This is a genomic window from Pseudarthrobacter sp. AL07, assembly GCF_029960665.1.
In the GTDB taxonomy this organism is placed as follows: domain Bacteria; phylum Actinomycetota; class Actinomycetes; order Actinomycetales; family Micrococcaceae; genus Arthrobacter.
In genome coordinates, this window is the sequence record NZ_JASBRB010000004.1 from 54,582 (window position 1) to 78,094 (window position 23,513).

The 23,513-nt window shown below is 65.4% G+C and carries 25 protein-coding genes and 1 pseudogene; 12 read left to right on the forward strand and 14 right to left on the reverse strand.

Annotation, left to right across the window (positions count from 1 at the left end; genetic code table 11):
- Nucleotides 1-34 precede the first annotated feature (34 nt).
- The 5 genes from QK290_RS05515 (at nt 35) to QK290_RS05535 (ending at nt 4,068) form a co-directional block, all read left to right on the forward strand.
- The gene (locus QK290_RS05515) at nt 35-1,045 is read left to right on the forward strand and encodes a tripartite tricarboxylate transporter substrate-binding protein (protein WP_282329678.1); all 1,011 of its coding nucleotides are present in this window, start codon (nt 35-37) and stop codon (nt 1,043-1,045) included.
- Nucleotides 1,042-1,554: a tripartite tricarboxylate transporter TctB family protein gene (locus tag QK290_RS05520; RefSeq protein ID WP_282329679.1), complete on the forward strand. Its 513-nt coding sequence runs from the start codon at nt 1,042-1,044 to the stop codon at nt 1,552-1,554. Before QK290_RS05515 ends, QK290_RS05520 begins: the two co-directional genes overlap by 4 nt.
- On the forward strand, nt 1,554-3,158 hold the full coding sequence (locus tag QK290_RS05525) for a tripartite tricarboxylate transporter permease (RefSeq protein WP_282329680.1): 1,605 nt from the start codon (nt 1,554-1,556) through the stop codon (nt 3,156-3,158). The genes QK290_RS05520 and QK290_RS05525 overlap by 1 nt, the downstream gene beginning before the upstream one ends.
- A gap of 81 nt (nt 3,159-3,239) precedes the next feature.
- Nucleotides 3,240-3,641, forward strand: coding sequence for a universal stress protein (locus QK290_RS05530; RefSeq protein ID WP_282329681.1), 402 nt, complete (start codon nt 3,240-3,242; stop codon nt 3,639-3,641).
- A 181-nt stretch (nt 3,642-3,822) separates the two neighbouring features.
- Nucleotides 3,823-4,068 carry a hypothetical protein gene (locus QK290_RS05535; RefSeq protein WP_282329682.1) on the forward strand — a complete coding sequence of 82 codons (246 nt, stop codon included), beginning with the start codon at nt 3,823-3,825 and terminating at the stop codon, nt 4,066-4,068.
- A 131-nt stretch (nt 4,069-4,199) separates the two neighbouring features.
- Here the strand turns inward: QK290_RS05535 and QK290_RS05540 are convergent, their stop codons facing one another.
- From QK290_RS05540 to QK290_RS05555, 4 genes are all read right to left on the reverse strand, one after another.
- Complete coding sequence (locus QK290_RS05540; RefSeq protein WP_282329683.1) at nt 4,200-4,436, reverse strand: hypothetical protein; 237 nt, start codon at nt 4,434-4,436, stop codon at nt 4,200-4,202.
- A gap of 160 nt (nt 4,437-4,596) precedes the next feature.
- A complete protein-coding gene (gene hutH, locus QK290_RS05545) occupies nt 4,597-6,189 on the reverse strand; it encodes a histidine ammonia-lyase (protein WP_282329684.1) in 1,593 nt (530 codons plus the stop codon).
- Nucleotides 6,190-6,260: 71 nt separating this feature from the next.
- A complete protein-coding gene (hutU, locus tag QK290_RS05550; RefSeq protein ID WP_282329685.1) occupies nt 6,261-7,958 on the reverse strand; it encodes a urocanate hydratase in 1,698 nt (565 codons plus the stop codon).
- A 213-nt stretch (nt 7,959-8,171) separates the two neighbouring features.
- On the reverse strand, nt 8,172-8,966 hold the full coding sequence (locus tag QK290_RS05555) for an IclR family transcriptional regulator (protein ID WP_282329686.1): 795 nt from the start codon (nt 8,964-8,966) through the stop codon (nt 8,172-8,174).
- A gap of 359 nt (nt 8,967-9,325) precedes the next feature.
- Between QK290_RS05555 and QK290_RS05560 the strand changes: the two are divergent.
- Both QK290_RS05560 and QK290_RS05565 read left to right on the forward strand, forming a co-directional pair.
- Nucleotides 9,326-9,532: pseudogene (locus QK290_RS05560) on the forward strand (helix-turn-helix domain-containing protein); the annotation flags it as partial.
- A gap of 179 nt (nt 9,533-9,711) precedes the next feature.
- Complete coding sequence (locus QK290_RS05565; protein WP_282329687.1) at nt 9,712-9,975, forward strand: hypothetical protein; 264 nt, start codon at nt 9,712-9,714, stop codon at nt 9,973-9,975.
- Nucleotides 9,976-10,062: 87 nt separating this feature from the next.
- Here QK290_RS05565 and QK290_RS05570 read toward each other — a convergent pair whose 3' ends face one another.
- Both QK290_RS05570 and QK290_RS05575 read right to left on the reverse strand, forming a co-directional pair.
- Nucleotides 10,063-10,812: a 3-hydroxybutyrate dehydrogenase gene (locus QK290_RS05570; RefSeq protein WP_282329688.1), complete on the reverse strand. Its 750-nt coding sequence runs from the start codon at nt 10,810-10,812 to the stop codon at nt 10,063-10,065.
- Nucleotides 10,813-10,862: 50 nt separating this feature from the next.
- Nucleotides 10,863-12,245, reverse strand: coding sequence for an MFS transporter (locus QK290_RS05575; RefSeq protein WP_282329689.1), 1,383 nt, complete (start codon nt 12,243-12,245; stop codon nt 10,863-10,865).
- A 145-nt stretch (nt 12,246-12,390) separates the two neighbouring features.
- Between QK290_RS05575 and QK290_RS05580 the strand changes: the two genes are divergently transcribed.
- Entirely contained in the window at nt 12,391-13,302 is a 912-nt protein-coding gene (locus tag QK290_RS05580; RefSeq protein WP_282329690.1) for a LysR family transcriptional regulator, read from the forward strand.
- A 28-nt stretch (nt 13,303-13,330) separates the two neighbouring features.
- On the opposite strand, the gene QK290_RS05585 is transcribed toward QK290_RS05580, so the two are convergent.
- Nucleotides 13,331-14,281, reverse strand: a complete 951-nt coding sequence (locus QK290_RS05585) for a fused MFS/spermidine synthase (RefSeq protein WP_282329691.1) — start codon at nt 14,279-14,281, stop codon at nt 13,331-13,333.
- Nucleotides 14,282-14,399: 118 nt separating this feature from the next.
- A complete protein-coding gene (locus tag QK290_RS05590; RefSeq protein ID WP_282329692.1) occupies nt 14,400-14,906 on the reverse strand; it encodes a hypothetical protein in 507 nt (168 codons plus the stop codon).
- Nucleotides 14,907-15,273: 367 nt separating this feature from the next.
- Between QK290_RS05590 and QK290_RS05595 the strand changes: the two genes are divergently transcribed.
- The 4 genes from QK290_RS05595 to QK290_RS05610 all read left to right on the forward strand — a co-directional run bounded on the left by QK290_RS05595 (nt 15,274) and on the right by QK290_RS05610 (nt 18,270).
- Nucleotides 15,274-16,032: a hypothetical protein gene (locus QK290_RS05595; protein WP_348994657.1), complete on the forward strand. Its 759-nt coding sequence runs from the start codon at nt 15,274-15,276 to the stop codon at nt 16,030-16,032.
- On the forward strand, nt 16,032-16,463 hold the full coding sequence (locus QK290_RS05600; protein WP_282329694.1) for a phage holin family protein: 432 nt from the start codon (nt 16,032-16,034) through the stop codon (nt 16,461-16,463). Before QK290_RS05595 ends, QK290_RS05600 begins: the two co-directional genes overlap by 1 nt.
- Entirely contained in the window at nt 16,460-17,059 is a 600-nt protein-coding gene (locus tag QK290_RS05605) for a DUF3618 domain-containing protein (protein WP_282329695.1), read from the forward strand. The genes QK290_RS05600 and QK290_RS05605 overlap by 4 nt, the downstream gene beginning before the upstream one ends.
- Before the next feature lie 107 nt (nt 17,060-17,166).
- A complete protein-coding gene (locus QK290_RS05610) occupies nt 17,167-18,270 on the forward strand; it encodes a YihY/virulence factor BrkB family protein (protein WP_282329696.1) in 1,104 nt (367 codons plus the stop codon).
- Nucleotides 18,271-18,473: 203 nt separating this feature from the next.
- Here QK290_RS05610 and QK290_RS05615 read toward each other — a convergent pair whose 3' ends face one another.
- The 6 genes from QK290_RS05615 to QK290_RS05640 all read right to left on the reverse strand — a co-directional run bounded on the left by QK290_RS05615 (nt 18,474) and on the right by QK290_RS05640 (nt 23,507).
- Nucleotides 18,474-19,274: a glycosyltransferase gene (locus QK290_RS05615; protein WP_282329697.1), complete on the reverse strand. Its 801-nt coding sequence runs from the start codon at nt 19,272-19,274 to the stop codon at nt 18,474-18,476.
- The gene (locus QK290_RS05620) at nt 19,234-20,643 is read right to left on the reverse strand and encodes a bifunctional PIG-L family deacetylase/class I SAM-dependent methyltransferase (protein WP_282329698.1); all 1,410 of its coding nucleotides are present in this window, start codon (nt 20,641-20,643) and stop codon (nt 19,234-19,236) included. Before QK290_RS05620 ends, QK290_RS05615 begins: the two co-directional genes overlap by 41 nt.
- Entirely contained in the window at nt 20,637-21,797 is a 1,161-nt protein-coding gene (locus QK290_RS05625; protein ID WP_282329699.1) for a hypothetical protein, read from the reverse strand. The genes QK290_RS05620 and QK290_RS05625 overlap by 7 nt, the downstream gene beginning before the upstream one ends.
- Nucleotides 21,798-21,819: 22 nt before the next feature.
- Complete coding sequence (locus tag QK290_RS05630; RefSeq protein ID WP_282329700.1) at nt 21,820-22,299, reverse strand: DNA starvation/stationary phase protection protein; 480 nt, start codon at nt 22,297-22,299, stop codon at nt 21,820-21,822.
- Between the two features lie 99 nt (nt 22,300-22,398).
- The gene (locus tag QK290_RS05635; protein WP_282329866.1) at nt 22,399-23,076 is read right to left on the reverse strand and encodes an O-methyltransferase; all 678 of its coding nucleotides are present in this window, start codon (nt 23,074-23,076) and stop codon (nt 22,399-22,401) included.
- 107 nt (nt 23,077-23,183) lie between these two features.
- Complete coding sequence (locus QK290_RS05640; protein WP_282329701.1) at nt 23,184-23,507, reverse strand: thiamine-binding protein; 324 nt, start codon at nt 23,505-23,507, stop codon at nt 23,184-23,186.
- Nucleotides 23,508-23,513: the final 6 nt, after the last annotated feature.

The window sequence follows — 23,513 nt, forward strand, 5'->3', positions numbered from 1 at the left end:
CCAGCTGATCAGTCTTGATGAGAAGAGGAACACCATGCGCCAGATCCGCGCATTGCGAATTGCCGCCGTCGCCGCCGGCATCGCCCTGATGGCCACCGGCTGCGGTGCCACCGGCAAGAGCTCCACCGACGGCGCCAGCACCGGCGCTGCAGCAGGCCCCGTGACCGGGCTCCAGATCATGGTGCCCAACACTCCGGGCGGCGGCTACGACACTACCGCCCGCGTCGCAGCGAAGGTTCTCGACGACGAGAAGGTCGCCACCAACACGGAGGTCTTCAATCTGGCGGGTGCAGGCGGAACTGTCGGCCTGGCCCGCATCGTCAACGAAAAGGGCAACGGCGACCTCGCCATGCTCATGGGCCTGGGAGTGGTGGGCGCGAGCTACACCAACAAGTCCGAGTCCAAACTGACGGACACCACCCCGCTGGCCCGGCTCATCGAAGAGCCCGGCGCGATCATGGTCAGTAAGAACTCCCCCTACAAATCCATCGATGACCTGGTCAGCGCATGGAAGGCTGACCCCGGTTCCATCAGCGTCGGCGGCGGCTCCTCCCCCGGTGGACCGGACCACTTGCTGCCGATGCAGCTTGCGGGAGCCGTCGGAATTGACGCCACCAAGGTGAACTTTGTTTCCTACGACGGCGGTGGAGACCTACTCCCGGCCATCCTTGGCAATAAGGTGGGCTTCGCGGCCTCCGGCGCCGGAGAGTACCTCCAGCAGATCAAATCCGGCGATGTCCGAGTCCTGGCAACCAGCGGCACTGAGCGGCTCGAAGGCGTCGACGCACCTACGCTGAAGGAATCCGGCATCGACCTGGTGTTCAGCAACTGGCGCGGCATGGTGGCTCCTCCGGGAATCACCGAAGCCGACAAAGCCAAGCTGATTGCCGCGCTCGAAAAGATGCACGGCACCGACGCCTGGAAGGAAGCCCTTAAGAAAAACAGCTGGACTGATGCCTTCGTCACCGGTGACGAGTTCGAAACCTTCCTGACCGAGCAGGACAAGCGGGTGGCGGACGTCCTCACGAAGCTTGGCTTGGCGTGAGCTCCTTCCCAACTTCGGCGTCCAGGCTAAAAGGCCGCTCCGAGCTGGGGGTTGCCCTCCTGCTCGGAGTGGCGGGCGTCGTCGTCCTGGTCGACGCCATCGCACTGGTCACCCCGTATTCCCAGTCCGATCCGGTGGGACCGAAGACCCTGCCCTACATCATCGCGGGTCTGCTCCTGGTCTGCGCCGTCCTGCTGGCAGTCAACGTGCTGCGGGGCGGACAGGGAGAAGCCGAAGGCGGTGAGGACGTGGATCTCTCGCACCCCGCCGACTGGAAGACGGTCCTGCCACTGGTGGCAGCCTTCGTGGCCAACATCCTGCTGATCGACTGGGCGGGATGGGTGATCTCGGGAACCGTCCTGTTCTGGGGCAGCGCGTGGGCCTTGGGGAGCCGGCATTACGTCCGCGATGGCCTCATTGCCCTGGCTGTGTCCGTACTGACTTTTTACGGCTTCTACCTAGGCCTCGGCATCCCGCTGCCCGCCGGTCTCCTGGAAGGAATTCTTTAATGGACGTCTTCTCGTCCCTCATGGACGGCTTTGCCACCGCCCTGACCCCTATGAATCTCCTCTACGCCGTTATTGGCGTGATCCTGGGTTCTGCCGTCGGCGTGCTTCCGGGCCTTGGCCCGGCCATGACCATTGCCCTGCTGCTCCCGGTCACCTACGTCCTGGAACCCACCAGCGCCTTCATTATGTTCGCTGGCATCTACTACGGCGGAATGTACGGCGGCTCCACCACGTCCATCCTCCTAAACACCCCAGGGGAATCGTCTTCTGTTGTCACCGCCATTGAAGGCAACAAGATGGCTAAAGCCGGCAGGGCCGCCCAGGCCCTGGCGACGGCAGCCATCGGCTCCTTCGTGGCAGGCACCATCGGCACCGCACTACTGGCTGTCTTCGCACCGATCGTGGTTGAGTTCGCAGTCAGCCTGGGCTCGCCGAGCTACTTCGCCATCATGGTGCTTGCACTCCTGGCAGTGACCGCCGTCCTTGGATCTTCGCGGCTCCGGGGCTTTGCCTCGCTCGGTCTTGGGCTGGCCATAGGCCTGGTAGGCATGGATTCCGTCACCGGCCAGCGCCGCCTCACCTTCGGCCAGCCCCTGCTCGCCGATGGCCTGGACATCGTGGTGGTGGCAGTCGCCATCTTTGCGGTGGGCGAAGCACTGTGGGTTGCCGCTCATATGCGCCGCACTCCTTTGCACGTCATCCCGGTAGGCCGACCCTGGATGGGAAAACAGGACTGGAAACGGTCATGGAAGCCCTGGCTCCGCGGAACGGCATTCGGTTTCCCTTTCGGCGCACTTCCGGCCGGTGGAGCCGAGATCCCCACGTTCCTCTCCTACGTGACGGAGAAGCGCCTAAGTAAGCATCCCGAGGAGTTCGGCAAGGGAGCCATCGAAGGAGTTGCCGGACCGGAAGCAGCCAACAACGCGGCCGCCGCCGGCACCATGACGCCTCTCCTGGCCCTGGGCCTGCCCACCAATGCCACTGCCGCCGTGATGCTCGCAGCGTTTGTCCAGTTCGGCATTCAGCCGGGACCCCTCCTGTTCGCCAACGAGGGACCGCTGGTTTGGGCGCTGATCGCGAGCCTCTTTATCGGCAACTTCCTGCTCCTGCTCATCAACTTGCCCCTGGCACCGATGTGGGCAAAAATCCTGCAGCTCCCGCGGCCGTACCTGTACGCCGGGATCCTGTTCTTCGCCACGCTGGGCGCCTATTCGGTCAACCTGCAGGCTTTCGATCTGATACTCCTGCTGGTGCTCGGTGCGTTGGGATTCATGATGCGGCGTTTCGGACTCCCCGTGCTGCCGCTTATCCTGGGCGTCATCCTGGGGCCGAGGATCGAAGGACAGCTTCGCAAGAGCCTGCAGCTCAGCGCGGGTGACCCCGCCGGTCTCTTGAGCGAGCCAATCGCCGTCGGCATCTATGTCATTCTGGCGATTATTCTCGCCTTTCCGCTGCTGCTCAAGCTGTGGCGTCGGAACCGCCCGGCAGCACTGCAGGCAGGAGTGCCCGCCACGCGCTCCGGCGAATCCGAACCGACGGATGCCAGCGGCAGCACCAGCCATGGCAGCCACCGCGCCACCACTGGCGGCGACGGGGACGGCTAACCGGACGGCTGCCCAGTCCTGGGCATCAGCCCCGCATCCGCCCAGCAGCAGAAGATCAACTGACAGAAAAGAGGTACAGCCATGACGATCGTTGTGGGATACGTCCCGACCCCCGAGGGCGAAGCGGCCCTGACCCAGGCCGTCGCCGAGGCCCGGAAGAGCAACACCACCCTGCTGGTCATCAACTCGTCCAAGGGCGATGCCCTGGTGGACAACAGGTACGCCCAGGAACCTGAGATCCAGAGCATCGAGGACCGGCTGGCCACCCAGGGCATTGACCACGTGATCAAGCAGCCGGTCCGTGGGCATGACGCGGCGGCGGAGGTACTCGACGCCGCGGAGGAGCACAACGCCGAGCTCATCGTGATCGGCCTGCGCCGCCGCACCCCGGTGGGCAAGCTGATTATGGGCAGCACCTCGCAGCGGATCCTGCTCGAGGCTGATTGTCCCGTGCTGGCCGTCAAAGCGGGCACGGCGGGCTGAACAGAGCGTTACCTTCGATCCGAAGTTTGTTCGCGGGACCCCGCCCTGACGGTGCGGCCCGGCGAACAAACTTCGGATTTTGGCGTCTGGGCCCACGAGGCAGCATTCATCTGACATCCCAGGTCCTGTGTCCGGTACAGTAGATGGAGCCCTTTGGCACGAGAAACAGAAAGTTCGGCACATGACTACAGCATTTTTGGAACGTCCCCTGGCCGTCGAAGACCCGGCTTCGCTGTCCATCGACCTGCATTTTTCCACAGCGCACGAGATGCACGAAGGCCTGGATCAGGCTGTCGCCACGCTGATCGAGCCGGCTAAAGAAGCCGTCTGCGGCATCCTTGTGACGCGGCTGCGCCCGGGACGATTCACGGTGGCCCTGGACGAGTCAGTCCCCTTCGGCGAAACATACGAAAGCATTGCGGCCTGAGCTGATTCGGCCCCGAATCCGGGCTACGGTCCCTGCCGGGATCCAGTCCGCGATCCAACGCGATCTACGCAAGAGTCCCCGCCCTCCGGCAACGGAAGGCAGGGACTCTTGTGCGTTTTGATGTCGCGTTCCTAGCTCCTGCGGACCTCTACACCGTCGGACTTAAGGAAAAGTTCCTTCTCTGACGCGGTGGCCGGCACGAGCCACAGCACGTTCCCGCTCTGCGATACTTCTTCCACTTCGCCCGCCGCAATGACGTGCGCGTGTTTAATGATTTCCACCTGGTCACCAGCTTTGAGCGTTCCCCACTCCGAGATGGTGGCCGCATGGATATTACGCCTCGACAGGACAGCCCCGCGTGCTTTCATTTGAACTACTACCCCTTTGTATACGTTCTGCGCCACAGCCTCTTTGATGTGACTTTCACTACACCTTTATTTCTACTACACTCCCGGCGCCGAAATGTACGTGCCGCACCATATTTCGACATTGGTTGAATTTCGTAGCAGGACTGAAGAATATTCCCGCTCAGGAAAGAATTCCGACGGCGGATTCGGCGGCTGCCCGGACCTTTCCGGAGGCAACCAGACGGTCAGCCGCCTCCAGCTCCGGTGACAGGAACCGGTCGGTTCCGGGGCCTTCGACGACGGACCGCAGCACCCCGATCACGGCAGTGCCTGCCGGGCCCGGAGTGAGCTGTCCGTCGGACAGCTGCGTCCGCATGTCGATGGCGCGGGCGCTCGTCACCAGTTCGATGGCCAGGACACGGCGGAGATTCTCCACGGCCTTGCGCAGCTTCCGGGCCGCGTGCCAGCCCATGGACACGTGGTCCTCCTGCATGGCGGAGCTGGGGATGGAATCCACCGACGCCGGGACGGCCAGTCGCTTGTTGTCCGAGACCAGCCCTGCCTGCGTGTACTGGGCGATCATCAGGCCCGAATCCACGCCCGGATCCGCGGCGAGGAACGCCGGCAGCCCGTGCGAACGCGCCGGGTCCAGCATCCGGTCCGTCCGGCGCTCGGCGATGGAGCTGAGGTCCGCCACGGCGATGGCCAGGAAGTCCAGGACGTACGCCACGGGTGCGCCGTGGAAGTTGCCGTTGGAACTGACGCGCCTGTCGGGCAGGACCACCGGGTTGTCGATGGCCGCAGCAAGCTCACGGGAAGCCACAAGGGCGGCGTAGTCCACGGTATCGCGCGCGGCGCCGGCCACCTGGGGTGCGCAGCGCAGCGAGTAGGCGTCCTGGACCTTGGAATCCCCCACCCGGTGCGAGGCCACGATCGGGGAGTTGGAGAGCACTCGCAGCATGTTGTCTGCACTGGCGGCCTGGCCGGGGTGCGGACGCAGCGCCGCATGCAACTCCGGCACGAAGACCTGGTCCGTACCGAGCAGCGCCTCGACGCTGAGCGCGGCGGTGATATCCGCCGTCGTCAGCAGTTGGCGAAGGTCCGCGATGGCCATCAGGAGCATGCCCAGCATGCCCTCGGTGCCGTTGACCAGCGCCAGGCCTTCCTTCTCGGCGAGGACGACCGGCTCGATGCCGTGACCGGCGAGCAGCGCGGCGACAGGCGCCTCACCCCGCCCCCCGTACGTCACGCCGTCGGGCCCTTCCGCTTCCCCCTCGCCCATCAGCACCAGCGCGCAGTGGGACAGCGGGGCGAGGTCGCCGGAGCAGCCGAGCGAGCCGAACTCGCGGACCACCGGCGTGATGCCGGCGTTGAGCACGTCAACCATGGTCTGCAGGACGACCGGACGGACGCCGGTTCGACCGGACGCGAGGGTCTTGGCGCGCAGGAACATGATGCCGCGGACCACCTCGCGTTCCACGGCCGGGCCCATGCCCGCGGCGTGGCTGCGGATCAGCGATTTCTGCAGCTGGGTGCGCAGCTCGCTGGGGATATGCCGGTTTGCCAGCGCACCGAAGCCGGTGGAGATACCGTAGGCGGGGGTCTCGCTGTGCGCCAGTTCGTCGATGTGCGCGCGGACCTTAGCCACCGTGTCCAGCGCTTCGTGGGCGATGGTCACCCGGGCGTTGTGGCGCGCGACGGCGACAACGTCCTCAGGTGTGACTCCGGTGGAGCCGAGCGTTACGGTGAGCGCTTCGTTCGTGGCGATGGTCATGATTCCTACTTTGGTGGTTGAGCCTGGGCAGGTGGTTGAGCCTGTCGAAACCTGGATCTTGACGGGCTCGATCACCGGGCCTCGTTCATGGGGATGCGGACGCCGCGTTCTTTGGCGACGTCGAGGGCGCGGCCGTAGCCTGCGTCGGCGTGGCGGATGACGCCCATGCCGGGGTCGTTGGTGAGGAGGCGTTCGAGTTTCTGTGCGGCGAGGTCGGTGCCGTCGGCGACGGAAACCTGGCCAGCGTGGATGGAGCGGCCGATGCCGACGCCACCGCCGTGGTGGATCGAGACCCAAGTGGCACCTGAGGCGGTGTTGAGCAGGGCGTTGAGCAGCGGCCAGTCCGCGATGGCGTCGGAGCCGTCGGCCATGGCCTCGGTTTCGCGGTATGGGGAGGCGACGGAGCCGGAGTCGAGGTGGTCGCGGCCGATCACGATGGGCGCTCTGACCTTGCCGTCCTTGACCAGCTGGTTGAACAGCAGGCCGGCCTTGGCGCGGTCGCCGTAGCCGAGCCAGCAGATCCGGGCCGGCAGCCCTTCGAACTCCACCCGTTCCTGTGCGGCGTCGATCCAGCGGTGCAGGTGCTTGTTCTCCGGGAAGAGTTCCTTGATGGCTCTGTCCGTGACGGCGATGTCTTCGGGATCGCCGGAGAGCGCCACCCAGCGGAACGGGCCGAGGCCCTCGCAGAACAGCGGGCGGATGTAGGCCGGGACAAAGCCGGGGAATTCGAACGCGCGGTTGTAGCCGCCGGTGCGGGCCTCGTCGCGGATGGAGTTGCCGTAGTCGAAGACCTCGGCGCCGGCGTCCTGGAACTCGACCATGGCCTGGACGTGCTTGGCCATCGAGGCCTGGGCCTTCTTGGTGAAGCCTTCCGGGTCGGCGGCGGCCTCGGTGTGCCACTCCTCGACCGCGATGCCTTCAGGGAGGTAGCTCAGCGGGTCGTGGGCACTGGTCTGGTCCGTGACGATGTCCACTGTGAGTTCGCCGGCGTTGTGGCGGCGCAGGATCTCGGGGAAGACCTCGGCGGCGTTGCCGACGTAGCCCACGGACCAGCCGCGGCGCTCTTCTTTGGCCTTCAGCACCTTGGCGATCGCGGCGTCGAGGTCCGTTTCCACCTCGTCGAGGTAGCGTTTGCCGGCACGGCGGCGCAGGTGGCTTTCGTCGACGTCGACGATCAGGCAGGCGCCCTCGTTCAGGGTGACGGCGAGCGGCTGGGCGCCGCCCATGCCGCCACAGCCGCCGGTGAGGGTCAAGGTTCCGGCGAGGGTGCCGTCCGCATCGCCGGCGAGCTTGCGGGCGATCGCGGCAAAGGTCTCGAAAGTGCCCTGCAGGATACCCTGGGTGCCGATGTAGATCCAGGACCCGGCGGTCATCTGTCCGTACATCATGAGGCCCTCGGCCTCGAGGCGGCGGAATTCGGGCCAGTTGGCCCAGTCACCGACAAGGTTGGAGTTGGCCAGCAGCACACGGGGTGCCCATTCGTTGGTGCGGAACACGCCCACCGGCTTGCCGGACTGGACCAGGAGCGTCTCGTCCTTTTCCATGGTTTCCAGGGTGCGGGTAATGGCGTCGAACGCGGCCCAGGACCGTACGGCGCGGCCGGTGCCGCCGTAGACAACCAGGTCTTCGGGGCGTTCGGCCACCTCGGGGTCCAGGTTGTTCATCAGCATCCGCAGCGGGGCTTCGGTCTGCCAGCTCTTGGCGGTGAGTTCGGTGCCGCGGGCTGCTTTGACCGGGCGGGCACCGGTGGTGAAATCGGCGGGTGCCATGAGGGCTCCTTTGTGTTCTGGCGAGTGGTTCGCGGTGATGGGAAGAGGTTCTGTCTCTACTAAAGCCCCTTTACGGCTGGTCAAAAAGGGCTTTCGGAGGGGTGGTGTCCGGGATTCCAGACCTGCGCCATTTCCCTGTTGCTCTATCAGATCCGGTCGCCAAACCGCTCGAACGGGAACCGAAAGTGATAGAGCATGGCTCCGGTGGCGGCGCTACTTGGCCGCGCGGCCGTGGATGCGCACCGACAGCTCGTCCGCTACTTTCTGGACCCGCGCGGCGAGCGCCGGCCATTGGTCCGCCGGCAATTTGTCCTCGAGGAACGTGACGGCGACTGCCGCCGTCGGCCATCCCACGTGGTCCGTAACAGCGGCGGCGATCGAGCCGAAGCCGGGCGTCACCTCGCCGTGCTCGGTGGCGTAGCCGCGCTGCCTGACCCCGTCAAGGTGCGAGGACAGCGCGGAGTACTTCATGATGGCGCCCTCCACCTCATGCCGGGCAGTGAAGGCCTCGGCATTCGGGTAAAGCGCACGGACCTGGGACTTGGGCAATGCCGCGAGGATGGCGCGTCCGCTGGCGGTGAGGTGGCTGGGGAGCCGGACGCCGACGTCGGTGACCAGGGACGGGCGATTCTTGGCCCGCTCTTCCACGATGTACAGCACGTCGCGCCCATGGAGCACCGCCAGGTGCGCGCTCTCGCCGATCACATCCACCAGCGATGCCAGCAGCGGCCGGCCCAGGCGGGACAGCGGTTCCTGCCGCGAATACGCCGAGCTCAGCTCGAAGGCACTGATCCCCAGCCCGTAGCGCTGCTCCTCGTGCAGGTGGAGGACAAAACCGTTCGCCTCCATTACCCCGAGCAGGTGGTAAACGCTTGAGCGCGGCAATCCCAAGGACGTCGCAATGCTCGACGCCGCCATCGGCCCCCGCTTCGAGGCCAGTAGTTTGAGGATACGAAGGGTGTTCTCGGCAGCGGGGACTTTGGACGTCGCCCTTGGTTCGCTGCCCACCTCAGGCCTGGTTTCCGTTCTCGACACCACTGCACTCGACTCCACTGTGCCCTCCGTCAATTCTCGCGGGGGATCCGGCCGTGTCCGGGATCCCGTACTTAACCTTGCGCCCATGGATGGTCCTCTTTCTGCCATCAAAATACAAACGTGTCCGGAATACCAGACACTTGCCTTGGGTGGGGTTCGGTCCAAAGTTGGCTGGGACGGGCCGGTCGTAGGCTGAAGCGTATGGCCTCAGCCAGCGATATCCTTGCCGCGTACGATTCCCAGCTCCGCCAGCTGGTTCCGCCAACGATTCCGGCAGGCCACGACTATCAGCTGCTGGGCACCCTCTTGCGCGTGACCGGACAGCGGCGGGGGGAATCAGCGAGAAAATGCTGGCTCAGACCCTCAAGACCCTGGAGCGCGACGGACTGGTGCTGCGGAAGGCCCAGCCGGTCATCCCGCCCCGCGTGGACTACAGCCTGACCGAGCGCGGCTATGAGCTGTCCAGCCTGCTGGTTCCACTGGTCACCTGGGCCTACAACAACGCCGACGACATCCTCGACAGCCGGGACCGACCCTGAAATCGCCTAGGTAGAACTGGCCCGCGAAACAGGTACATGTTACTGGTGTGACTGGTGTGAATAGGGCCTACCGTATCTGTAAGGTGCCAGCCAGGAATAGGAGGACCATCCTCTGCTGGGAGCTTTCCGGCTACCGCACCAAACTGAGCGGCTCAACGCCGCTTTAAGGAGTGGTTCGCATGGTAAAAGCACATGTCCAGGACCTTGCCAGCATGGGGCGGCCTGTCAGACTTTCTTCCCTCATTCGCCGCGCCTGCGGCCGGGTCCTCGCGATGCTCCGCCCGCGGTGCCCCTATCGCGTGGGCGAAGCAGTGGTGGGTGACGATCCGTTCAACGGCCGGCACGCGGGGATCATCATGTCCCACCGCGGTCCGTCCGTGGAACTCGGAGCCGCGGCTGGGGTCTTCTTTTACGATCACCGCCACCTGAGGCGCCAGGACTGAGTTTTTGTCCAGATAACGCACCCATCAGGCCCTGGAACCCGCGTTATCTGGACAAAAACTCCAAGCCCCGGAAGGACTGTTGGGGGCTTACCGAGCCGACCAGCCGCCGTCCATCACGTAACTGGAGCCGGTGACCATGCCGGCATGATCGGACGCCATCCAGGCCACCAGCGAAGCAACCTCCTTCGGTTCCACCAGGCGTTTCACAGCGGACTCGGTGAGCATCACCTTGGCCAGGACCTCGGCCGCGGGGATGCCGTGCACCTTGGCCTGGTCCACAATCTGCTTCTCGACGAGCGGGGTCCGGACGTAGCCGGGGTTGATGCAGTTGGATGTGACTCCGTACTCCCCGCCCTCAAGCGCCGTCACCTTGCTCAGCCCTTCGAGGCCGTGCTTGGCGGAAACATACGCGCTTTTGAACGGGGAGGCCCGAATTCCGTGCACGGATGACACGTTGATGATCCGGCCGAAGCCGTTGGCGTACATGTGCGGCAGTGCGGCCCGGATCAGCAGGAACGGGGCTTCGAGCATCAGCGCGATGATCCGGCGGAAGTCCGCCGGATCGAACGCTTCGATGGGGCTGATGCACTGAATCCCGGCGTTGTTCACCAGGATGTCGCAGTCCAGGCTCAGGGTGGCGAGTCCGTCCACGTCCAGCAGGTCCACGGCCCAGGCCGTGCCGCCCACTTCATCAGCGAGGGCGGCAGCGCCGGCGGAGTCGACGTCGGCCACCACCACTTTCGCCCCGCGGGCGGCGAGTTCCCGGACACAGGCAGCGCCGATCCCGCTGGCACCGCCGGTCACCACGGCCTTGCGGCCGTTAAGCGTGTTTTCCATTGCACTTCCCATCGTTTAACCAGTCCTCAGTAGCTCAGTAGCTCAGCAGCTCAGCGTGAGCCGGCCGAGAGCAGCCCCTCGCGGGCGGCGTCGGCCTTGTCCACTTCTTCCAGAGCAATGCCCTTCGTTTCCTTCAGGCTCAGCACCGCCACCGTAGTGATGGCGCAGGCGACCACCAGGTAGATGGCCGTGGGCAGCCAGGAACCGGTGTCCTTGAGCCACTGGGTAGCCAGCAGCGGCGCCAGCGAACCGGCGAATATGGACGTCACCTGCGAGCCCAGCGAGACACCCGAGTACCGCATCCGGGTGGGGAAGAGCTCGGCCATGATGGCGGGCTGGCCGGCATACATAAACGCGTGCAGGCACAGGCCGATGGTCACGGCCAGGACAATCACCACGGCGTTGCGCGTATCGAACATGGGGAAGGCGAAGAACGGCCAGGCCGCACCGGAGATGGACCCGGTCAGATAGACGGGCTTGCGTCCCAGCTTGTCCACGAGCCGGCCCACCTGCGGGATGACCAGGAAGTGGATGACGTGGGCGATCAGCAGTGCCAGGAGGAGCGAGGACGTGTCGTACTTGTGCACGCTCTTGAGGTAGACGATCGCGAAGCTGACCACCAGGTAGTACATGATGTTCTCCGCGAAGCGCAGCCCCATGGCCTGCAGGATGCCCTTGGGGTACTTGCGCACCACCTCGAAGACGCCATAGCTGACAGCCTGCTCCTTCTCCACGAGGGCCTTGGCCTCGAGGAAGATGGGGGCTTCGGTGACGTGGGTGCGGATGTAATAGCCAACGAAGACGATCACCGCGGAGAGCCAGAAGGCCACACGCCAGCCCCAGCCGAGAAACGCCTCGGGGCTCAGGGTGGTGGACATGATGAACAGCACCAGCGTGGCCAGCAGGTTGCCCACCGGCACGGCGGCCTGCGGCCAGCTGGACCAGAATCCGCGGGACTTGTTGGGGCTGTGTTCGGCAACCAGCAGCACCGCGCCGCCCCATTCGCCGCCGAGCGCGAAGCCCTGGATAAAGCGGAGGGTCACCAGCAGGGCCGGGGCCAGGTAGCCGATGTCGGCGAAGCCCGGGAGGCAGCCCATCAGGAACGTGGCCACGCCGACGATCACGATGGTCAGCTGCAGCGTTGGTTTGCGGCCCAGCTTGTCGCCGATCTGGCCGAAGACGATGCCGCCGAGGGGGCGCGCCACGAAGCCCACCGCGTAGGTCAGGAACGCCTGGATGATGCCGTCCAGCTCGTTGCCGGTGGCGGGGAAGAAGTACTTCCCGAAGACCAGGGTGGCGGCGGTGGCGTAGAGGAAGAATTCATACCATTCCACCACCGTGCCCACCATCGAGGCGGCCACAATCTTCTTAAGCCCGGATCCCTTGGGTGCGGATCCGGCGGCATTGTCTGCCGAGCGCTGCTCTACGCTCATGAGTTTCTCCTTAGTGTCCACTTTGACACGCGCTGTGATCCACTGCACTTCGAATCCACAGCACTAATGGCTCCACTGAGTATTACTGCACAAACATGCGCCTTCAATACCCAATCCAGCACCCGCCGTGTGCACAATTGCAGATATGAAGGCTAATCCCGATGACCTCCTGGTCCTGCTGACGGTATCCCGCTCCGCAAAATTCACGACGGCGGCGCAAGTGTTGGGGCTGAACCACACCACCGTTTCGCGCCGGATAGCCGCCCTCGAGAAGGCGCTCGGCGGCCGCGTCCTGGCACGGGCGGCCGGCGGCTGGGAACTGACGGAGCTGGGCTCAGACGCTGTCCGGGTTGCCGAACAGGTGGAGGCAGCGGTGAGTGCGCTGGGACCGGCAGGCCAGGCACCTGACCCGATTACCGGCGTCGTACGCATGACCGCGACCGACGGCTTCAGCGCCTACATCGCCGCACCCGCGGTGGCACGGCTGCGCCGGAAACACCCGGGCCTGAGCGTGGAAGTGGTGACTATGACCCGGCGGGCCCTGCAGCAGCGGTCGGGCCTGGACATCGAAGTGGTGGTGGGCGAACCGCAGGTCCACCGGGCCGAAGCTGTGCAATTGGGCGAGTACATGCTGGGGATGTACGCCTCGCATGCCTACCTCGCCGAGAACGGGACGCCGGCGAGCGTGGCTGAACTGACGGAGCACCCGCTGGTGTATTTTGTGGATTCGATGCTGCAGGTGGACGATCTGGACGCACCCCGGCGGCTGGTGCCTGCCATGCGCGAAGGGCTCACGTCCACCAACGTGTTTGTCCATGTGGAGGCCACCCGTGCCGGCGCGGGTATCGGATTCCTGCCCTGTTTTATGGGCAATCTGCACACCGACCTAGTCCGGCTGCTCCCCGACGACTTCGCCGAGCTGCTCCCCTACTGGATGGTGCTGCGGCCGGATTCGATGCGCCGCCCTGCCGTGGCCGCCGTTGTTCAGGCATTGCGCGACCAGACGGTGGCGCACCGCGATGCCTTACTGCGCCGGGGCGGGAACTCCGGTGGTTGAGCTTGTCGAAACCTGGATTTCGACGAGCTCAATCACCGGAGGCGTTCACGGCCGGGTCGTGACGCACCGGGGAGTTTGCAGCGAAGGCTCGCACCTGGGCGTCGTTCCAGATGTGGGCCGGGACGGCGCCGCCCAGCAGCCGGCGGGCCAGCTGCGGGTCTCCGTCGAGCGGGCTGTCGCTGCCGGCCATGACCATGTTGCCGTAGCGGCGGCCCTTCAGCATGGCGGGGTCGGCGACGATGACGGTGTATTTGAATGCGGCCGCGATGGTGGCGGCGTCCTCACGCGCATTCTTCAGGTCCGGCGCGTCGCCGGAATTCACCACATAGATGCCGCCCGGCGCCAGGACCCGCTGGATGTGGTCATTGAACTCGGCGGTGGTGAGCGGCCGCGGTGTGAGTGAACCGGCAAACACGTCTCGGATGATGAAGTCGCGGCTGTCCGGTGTCAGCGTCTCGGTGACCTCGCGGGCTTCCCCCACGCGGAGCCGAAGGAGCGGCGCCTTGGGCAGGTCGAACCAGCCGCGGACATACTCGGCCAGTTTGCCGTCGAGCTCCACCACCACCTGCCGGGCGTCAGGATAAGCGGCGTGGAAGTACCGGGCCAGCGAACAAGCCCCGCCACCCAGATGCAGTCCGCGCAGCTTCCCCGTCCCGCCCGCGGTGGGCGCCACCGCTTTAGCTCCGCCCTTGCCGGACTTCGGCGGCCAACGGGACTCAATCAAAGCCGCCATCCAGCGCATGTACTCAAAATCGAGGAACAACGGATCGGCGAGGTCGATATGGGAGCTCATGACGCCGTTGATCTTCAGTAGCCACCCGTTGGAGTTATCCTGGTCCGCAATGAGCTCGCAGTCGCCGGTATCAACGTAGTAGACGCCCTCAACCGGGCCCTCAGGACGGCTCCCCTTGGGCACCTCGATGACACCCGCCGTCGAACGCTGGCTGTTCCGCCCGCCTGACTTGGCACGCTTTGCCATTACCCGTGTGCCGCTTCAGTCATGGATCAACTCAGTCATGGATCAACCATAAGTGACCACCCAGCGCCGGCGGTCCGGCCCGGCCTCAGTCCAGACCGGTCCGGGCGCCGCAAGCTGGCTAGGTTGCCAGCGGCCTGTCCCGGTTTTCCTTTTCCTGATCCCGCCGAAGCGCCTCCGCCCGGGTGGCATCGGAGCGCGTGGCGTCGGTGCGGATGGCGTCGTCCGGATGCACGTCAGCGTCGGCCCGCATGGCATCGGTACGCGCTGCGTCCCCGTCCTGATCCATGTCGGGGTCCAGGGCATCAGCCTTCTGGGTGCGCTCGGCCACGTCTTCCCGGAGCGACCTGGCAGCGTCGGCCTTCTGCTCAGCCTCCTGCTTCAGCCTCGCAGCGTCCACCTGCGCCTTCTCTGCGTCGGCACGGGCGCGAGTGGCCCGGGCTTCGTTCTCACGCGCATCGAGCTCAATGTTCTCGGCTTTCCTGCGCATTTCGGCGGCCTTTTCGCGGTGTGATTCGTCCCGCTTCTGCTGCATGGCCTGACGGCGACGCCCGGTCACCAGCCAAAGCACAATCAGGACCAGCACAACGATGGCAATAACCACCCAAACCCACGATGTTGTATCCACGACTGCCCACCCTTTCCACTTCATTGCGACGGGGTCCCTGCGATGCCGGGCGGCAGGCGATACGAACCCCTTTTGAAATTCAGGTAGGAAGGGTACTTACCTTCCGTTACTAATCATGCTTACTATTTTACGGCCAGTATCGCTGGTTCTTAATCAACAACAGGCCTTCTTTGGAAAGAGTAGAGCGAAGATGACAGAGAACCAATGGCCCGAGGATTCGGCATACCCGTCTCCACCGGCCACCCACGGAACCACAGGAGAACGTGAGCCAAGTACGTTCCCCAGCACGTTACCCACAGCAGCGCCGCAAACGGGTGATACGTACGGGACCTCCCGCACGGATGCAGCCAAACAAGAAGCCGGAGATGTGGCGCGGACCGCGGCGGAGTCCGCACAGAGTGTGGCTGAAACCGCCAAGTCGGAAGCGGCCAACGTCGCATCGGAGGCCAAGGCGAACACCAAGGAGCTCCTGCAGCAAGCCCGCCATGACCTTACCCAACAGGCCAGCGCGCAGCAGCAGAAGGTAGCCAACGGCCTCCGGTCAGTCTCGGACGAACTGCACGCCATGGCTCAGGCGTCAGAGCAACCCGGGGTGGCCACCGACATGGTCCGCCAGGCAGCGGAACGTTCCTCGTCCGTCGCCACCTGGCTGGACGGACGGGACCCGGGGTCGCTCCTGGACGAGGTCAAAAGCTTCGCCCGGCAGCGCCCCGGGACTTTCCTGCTTCTCGCGGCCGGCGCAGGAGTCCTTGCCGGCCGGCTCAGCCGCAGCCTGAGCGCCGGCGCACCAGAGTCCGCGTCGAATTACCCTGGCACGGGCGGCCAGCATGTCGCGGGTCCTGGCGGCTACACGCCGTCGGCTGGTGGCACTGTCCCGCCCCCGCCGGTGCAGTTGCCGGGCCCGGCCACCAACACGGCAGGGTTCGACGGCGGCGCACCGGGGAGCAGCTACGGTGACCCTTCGCGTCCCGCCAGTACGTTGGACCGCCCGCAGCTCGCGGAGGAGTGGTCTGATGAGCGCCGCGACGACGATCCCTTGCCGGATGGCGCTTTCGCCGACGATCCTATGGCCAACGACCCCCTGACCCGGGACCGCTCCGCAGACGGCCAGGCTGGCAGGCTCTGATGAGCAGCCAGATACCTGCACCTCCCCCGTCTGCGGCGCATGCTAAGGCGGACAACACGTCGTTAGGTGACCTGCTCGGCGAGGTGACGCGCGACCTTTCCACGCTCATGCGCCAGGAAGTGGAGCTTGCCAAGGCCGAACTCAAGGAATCCGCCAGCAAGGCAGGCCGGGGAGGCGGCATGCTGGCCGGCGCCGGCGTAGCCGGCCACTTCGTGCTCCTGTTCCTGTCAATCGCCCTCTGGGTCGCGTTGGGCGGGCTGATGGGACTCGGCTGGTCCGCCGTCGTCGTCGCTGTCATCTGGGGCGTCATCGCCGCTGTGCTGGCCTCCGTGGGCCGCAGGGAGCTCAAAACCATAAAGGGCATGCCCCAAACCGCTGAAACACTCCAGGAAATTCCCCCAACCCTAAAACCCGGTGAGGTAAAACCATGAGCGACAACCCGGACGTTATCCGTTCAGATATTGAGGCAACCCGTGCCCGCCTGGGCACGAGCGTGGATGCGGTGGCGGACAAAGTGACGCCGTCGAACATCGTCCATCGGCAGACAGACAAGGTCAAGGACGCCGTGTTCGGAGTGAAGGAGAAAGTCATGGGAACAGCCGACGCCACCAGCCGCGTGCATGGTGGCACCCGCACCGACAGTGCAGGCAACGCCCTCAGCGATGCGGGCGCCGCCATTGGTGACGCTCCGCACCAGGTGAAGGCCAAGACACAGGGCAATCCGATGGCGGCAGGCCTGATCGCGTTCGGGGCCGGTCTGCTCCTGTCCTCACTGATCCCTGCCAGCGAGAAGGAACGCGAAGCAGCGGATGCCCTCAAGTCGGCCGCCGAACCGTTGACCACCGAGCTGACCGAGGCGGCCAAGGACATGGCCGAAGGCCTGAAGGAACCCGCCCGGGAAGCCATGGAGAACGTCAAGGCCACCGCCACGGACGCCGCCGAGCATGTCAAGGCCGAAGGCCAGATGGCAGCGACCGACGTCAAGGATCGCGCTACCGATGCCAGGGACCACGTCCAGAACACGTAACGGCGCCAGCTCTAGCACCGGCGACAGCCCCGCCAGTAGGACTGACAGGCCGGTTCCGCCTCCCCCGGCGGAACCGGCCTGTCTGATTTTTTCCAGACAGGACACCCATGGCCGCTCATGACTCATCCGAAACCAGCACTGCCAAGGCTGGCCAAGCTCCGGCGCCCGACGACACCCGGAAACCGGACAGCCCTGGCGACGTCACCAAACCGTCGTGGAAGTACATTGCCAAAAAGACCCTTCGGGAGTTCTCCAAGGACCAGTGCCCGGACCTCGCGGCGGCTCTTACGTACTATGCCGTGCTGTCGTTGTTTCCTGCAATGCTCGCGCTCGTTTCCCTGATCGGCCTCTTTGGGGATCCCGAGAAAACAACCACGGCCCTGCTGGAAATCGTAAGGGGCTTCGCCCCTGCTGAGACGGTGAATACCGTTAGTGGCCCGGTTGAGGAGTTAGCCAACGCGCCAGCGGCAGGATTTACTCTGGTCATTGGCCTCGGAACAGCACTGTGGTCCGCATCGGGGTACGTTGGCGCCTTTGGCAGGGCGATGAACCGGATCTATGAAGTGGACGAGGGCCGCCCTTTCGTCAAGCTGCGCGGAACCATGCTGGCCGTGACGCTCCTCGCCGTAGCCATCGTGGCCCTTTTGGCAGGCATGCTGGTGCTCAGCGGACCTGTCGCGGAGGCAGCAGGCGGCCTGATCGGGCTCGGCGGCGCGTTCCTCACTGTCTGGAACATCGCCAAGTGGCCAGTGATGGTCGCGCTCATCATTGTCATCATCGCGGTACTTTACTACGCCACTCCCAACGTCAAGCAACCCAAGTTCAAATGGATGAGCCTGGGCTCCGGCATAGCCCTGTTTATCTTTCTGCTGGCCTCGCTGGGTTTCGCCTTCTATGTGGCCAACTTCGGCAATTACAACAAAACGTACGGCGCGCTCGGCGGTGTGATCGTGATGCTGCTCTGGCTGTGGATCCTGAACATGTCGCTGCTGTTCGGGGCAGAGTTCGACGCCGAGATGGAGCGGGGACGGCAACTCCAGGCCGGAATCGAGGCCGAGGAGACCATCCAACTGCCGCCCCGGGACACCAAGAGGAGCGAGAAGATGCAAGAGCAGGAGGAGGACGATATCCGGCGCGGCCGTGAGCTGCGTGAGCACCATCGGAACGGCGCGGTGCAGTCGGAACGGGACACCAGCACGCGGGACCCCTAGGACTAGGCAGGGCATCCCGCGTGGAGGAAAATTAATACCAGCAGATTCCTTCGGGTTTCCCGGGGCCGTGGCGTCCCGGGTGTCAGGCGGGGTCGGCGGCGAGGTGGCCTCTCCTGAGACCGAGGCCAGTCCCCCCAGTCGTCGTCGGCCCCCTCATTGCGTTCGCTGCGCAGCATCCATGTGGTTCCACCGTTTATGCTTCTTCAGCGTTCGAACGCCACAGTGGATTCCATGCCCAGAGCCAGCAGATAGGTGCCGAATCCCTGCGGCGCCCGGGCCTCGGTCCGCCCGGAGGTCACAACCCGGACCGCGTCCGTGGAAGTTATTCGGTACCCGTTGCGGCGCAGCTGTGCTGCCAGGACCCGGTCCTCATGCGAGGGCTGGCAGGGAAAGCCGCCAGCACCAATGTAGGCCGAGGCCCGTACCCCGAAATTCGCACCGTACACATGGGGATGGTCCTCCCCCAGCGGATGCCGAACGTGCCAGCGCCGCAGGAGTTCGCCGTCCATCCCGGCCGGATCCGGTTCCACCGTTCCCAAGACTGCGTCGGCGCCGCGGTCAGCCAGTTCCACCTGGCGGAGGAGCCAGTTGTCCGGAACGCAGGAATCGGCGTCTGTATTGGCCAGCCACATCCGTTCGGTGGCCAGCACGCGGCCCGCCCGCGCACGGTCCGGCCCGCGTCCTGCGAGCAGCAGGTTAATCCCTGCCCGCCGGCTCCTCCCCACGCTGCGGAACACGACCGGCAGCAGGGTGATGCGGCCATCCGCCGCTGCAAACCGCGCCGCCACGGTGCCCGAGCCGTCCGTGCAGGCGTCCAAAACCACCAAGATGGCGACGTCGATCTCCGGTTGGCTTTGCTGCAGCGCATCGGCTGCGCTACTGAGCGCTGCCAGCGCACGTGCCAGGTGCGGTTCCTCGTTATGGACCGGAATGACCGCGGCAACCTGCTCGATCCTGCCCATCTCAGGACACCGGAGGTCCAGGATCGCCGGCGTCGCTGCCATCGGCGGGAGCCACGAGCGTTTCCAGCACAAAATCGCGTTCCTGGTACAGACCGGCGGTAGGCCACCGCAGCCGGTTCCGGGCCAGCGCGTGGACCGAGTCGCCGTCGAGCTCCCATCCGGAAACCCGGTGCCGCCAGTGGCACAGCAGCAGCGTGCCGCCTGGCATCATCGATTCCTGGATCCGCTGCAGCAGCACCTCCAACTCTGCCGTCGACAGGTAGTAGCCCACCTCGGAGACCACCACGAGGTCGAAGCGGCCCCCGGGCCAGTCGGCAGGGAGCGTCAAATGCCGCGTGCTGACGCCGGGAAACGGCGCGAGTCGGCGGGCCGCAAGTTCAAGCGCGGTACCGCTGGCATCCACGGCAAGCAGGCTGGTGCATCTGGTGGCCAGTTCGGCGGTCAATGTTCCGATGGAGCAGCCGATTTCCAGGCCAGAAAAGTAGGTCTCCTGGGGCAGCGCGGCGAGGGTGAGGGTGCGCTTGCGCCGCTCGTACCAGCTGGTGGTGTACGCCCAGGGGTCATCGGACTTCGCGTGTACGGCGTCGAAGATCCGTTGCGCGTCCGCGCTGGAATGGGGAGGGGATGGGACCAGTTGGGCCCCGGGCGGCGTCCAGGCGAATGTCTCAAAAGAGCGCCTGAAATGTTGCAGCAGCCCCTCGCCGAGGAGCACTTCGTCCCCGGGGAGCCCGGACAGCGGACGGATTTGGCTCGTGTGGGAGTCCATAGCGGATCTCTTCGCCGCCTGCTGTTCAGTACTTAGCGGAAAGCGCGCCCAGGACCGCCAGGCAGGGTCCTCCGGGGAGGCCCATAACCAGTACCAGATGGGATACTCCAGCAGGCCGTGCCCATCGTCGCCGGCGACGTCCGCAGCCACCGCGCCGAGGGTGTTGTGGTCGGAGTGCCCGTCATCCCGGTAAGGGGCCACAATCGCCAGCTGCTGCGGTGGGCCGGTGAATCGGCCAATGGCCTCGCGCAGCCGGCCGGCGATTTCCGGCGCCAGTTCTTGCAGGCCCCTGTCCGGCAGACCGAGGAAGCGCCAGCGTCCGGCCATCCCCAGGACTCGCATCGCCGCCGCAAACTCCTGAAGCCGGACGGCGGCGAGCTGTTCAGGCGTGGTTGTCGCCGAGTCCGGGTGCGAGCCCTCCCCCGCCGTGCACAGCAGCACCTCGACGTCGGCGCCCAGCGAGTGCAGCAGCGCCAGCAGGCCCCCGGCGCCCAGGGTCTCGTCGTCGGGGTGTGCAGCCAACACCACGAACCGCATGGCAGCCAATTCGTTTTGCCCCAACGGCAACTCCGCTATCGCGGCGAGCCCGCTCGCCGCCCAACGGGCCTCCGCAGTCCCCTGGTCCATGTGCGAAAAAGTCACCACAGATGTTCCCCCTTCAGCGTCAGTTTTCCCAGCTGCGCATCGTCCCGCATTGCATGGTGCTGGCGCACGTACAGCGCCAGGTCCGCCATGCGCTTGGCATACGGTTCGTCAAACGCCAGCGGCGCCGGTCCCCGGTTCTGGCTTACCAGGGAGAGGACTCGTTCGACGGCGGCCGCTACGGTTCCGCGTACGCGTAACGCATCGCTCCATACACTCCGGTCCGCCGCTGGCTTGCCTTCGACAGCGTCCGGATGGCCGTCCACGGTTTGCTGGCTGCCGTCCTCGGCCGCCCATGTGTCTTCCCCGGTGGACAGGCCGCCGTCGTCAATAGCTGTTGCCGTTCGCGCCAGGTACTGGAGCGCGGCGGTGAGGATCCTGTCTGTTTCGCCGAGTGCAGCCAGGGCAATCTGGTCAGGTTCGCGGCCGGACCGGGCTGCGGCAGCCAAGGCAGCTTTGTAGTCCCGTGCCACGCCCACGGCGCCCCCCAGCCAACAGGCAGCTACCCCCATGCCACCCCAGGCAAAACCGGGACGGCTGAAATACCAGCCGTCGCTGCCCAGCCGCTGCGCGGGCACGTGGCTGAAATGGACCGTCCCGCTGGGAATCTCCCGCAACCCGCGGGCCACCCATACCGGCTCCCCGCACGTCACGCCCGGATCCCGGAGGTCCACAGCGAAGGCCGCTCTCCCGCCGGTTTCTGTGTGGGCAGTGATGACAGCCCTGTCCAGCAGCGGCGCCAGCGAACACCACGGTTTGGACCCGCTTAATAGGATTCCGGCGTCGCCGGTCTTGGCCTCCAGGCGAAGCCCTGGGCCTTCGGCGGCAAACACTCCCCATGCCCCCGCGCGGTCGGCAGGATCGTGGCCCGCCCGATAGTTCTCTGCCTGGGCAAGGATCGCTTGGGCATCCACATGCGGTTCAAAAACACGGCCGGCGGCAACGTCCACGGCGGAGACGGAAGCGAGCAGCTCCCAGAGATGGGCAGTATGCCCGCCCCCCGGCTGCGGCCAGTTGCCTCCCGCGTCCCGGGCCAACGACAGCAGCGCGGGAACGTCGCCGGCAGCGGAGGCCACGGAGTCGAGCAGGGGATCTGTCCAAGCCAGCTCGGATTGAGTTGAGATCATGCGGACGGGCAGGTGGGGCGATGCAGACATTCTGGCGTTTCTCCGGCCCGAGCTACTTTGCCGCCGGGTCCGCGACGGCGGCGGACGGCGTCATGGTTTCAGCGTTGACCATCCATGCCAGCTGTTCCAGGCGTTCGATGCCGGCATGCAGCAAGTCGGCGCTGGTGGGATCCTCTTCGTCCACCTCATCGTGGACATCCCGCATGGTTTTCACCGTCCGCTCCAGCCTGGACGTGACCAGTTTGACGGCGTCTTTCGTGGAAATCAGCCCGCCGGTGAGCTCATCAAGGCGTGTGTCTGCGGCTACGGTCCGGCTCCGCCCGTCGGGCAAGGCGTGCAGTGCCCGCATCCGTTCTGCCGTCTGGTCGGCAAACAGCCGGACACTGGCAATGATCTCGTCCAGTTGCAGGTGAAGGTCTCTGAAATTGGTGCCCACGATGTTCCAGTGGGCCTGTTTGGCCTGGAGATGGAGCTCAATCAGGTCTGTGAGGACCATCTGAAGGTTGCTGGCAAGGGTGGGTGACGCTTTCATCGTGTTCCTCCAGTGCAGGCGACTCCGGACGGAGCATTGGCCGGACAGTCATTCTAAGCATACTTAGCAATTGACCAATGACCCGGTGGCGCTGTGCGCTCAGCGGACGCGTGCCAGGGCGAACCCGTCCCAGCCTTTGGAGCCGACAGTCTGGATCACGGTGGCGTCGAGCTGCGGGTGCCGGCCCAGCAGCTCCAGGGCGCTGATGATCCCGGGGGCGTTGACCTGGTCCATGGAAGGATCCAGCACGGCGCCCTCCCAGACGGCGTTGTCCAGGACAACCGTGGTTCCCGGCCGGCCCAGGCGCACGGCCCACTCGAGGTACGCGACGTTGTTTTCTTTGTCCGCATCGATGAACACAAAATCGAACGGCTCCTGACCCTCCGCCTGCAGCGCGGCCAAAGTGTCCAGGGCAGCGCCCACCCGGACCTCTACCTTGTCCCCCAACCCGGCCGCCTCCACATTCGCCTTGGCGATGTCCGCATGCTTCGCGAGATATTCGCACGTCACCAGCCGGCCGCCGTCGGGCAGTCCCTGCGCCATCCAGATGCTACTGAACCCCGCCAGGGTGCCGATCTCCAGAACCCGCCGGGCGCCGGACAGCTGAACCAGGAGCTTAAGCAGCTTGCCGGCGTTGGGCGTGACTTCAATGGGCGGCATCCCGGCGTCGACGGCGGAGCGCACCGCCCGCTGGAGCGCAGCGTCGGGATGCACCACAGTAGTGGTGAGGAAGTCTTCCACGGCCACCCACCCCGGCTGGGACTTGTGCTCGAACATGGCCACAGTCTGGCACGCGGGCATGCCCCGGTCCAGGACTCGGCGCAGGAAACCCGTCCAGTGACTGCGGGGGAGCGTCACGCGGAGCAGGCTTTGCGCGACAGGAATTAGGAACGGTCTGAGAGTGCTTCTTCGAGGCGGTCCACCTTGGCACTGAGCTCACCCTTGTAGCCAGGCCGGATGTCGGCCTTAATGACCAGTGAGACACGGCTGCCAAACTCTCCCACGGCTTCGGTGGCGCGCTTGACGACGTCGAACACCTCGTCCCATTCGCCCTCGATGGTGGTGAACATTGAGTCCGTCTGGTTGGGCAGGCCCGACTCCCTTACGATCCGCACGGCGGCCGCAACGGCGTCGTGCACTGAAGCGTCGGTGGGACGCGATCCCGCGGCGGGCGTACCGGACGGGGCGACTGAAAATGCAAGCAACATAGGGCA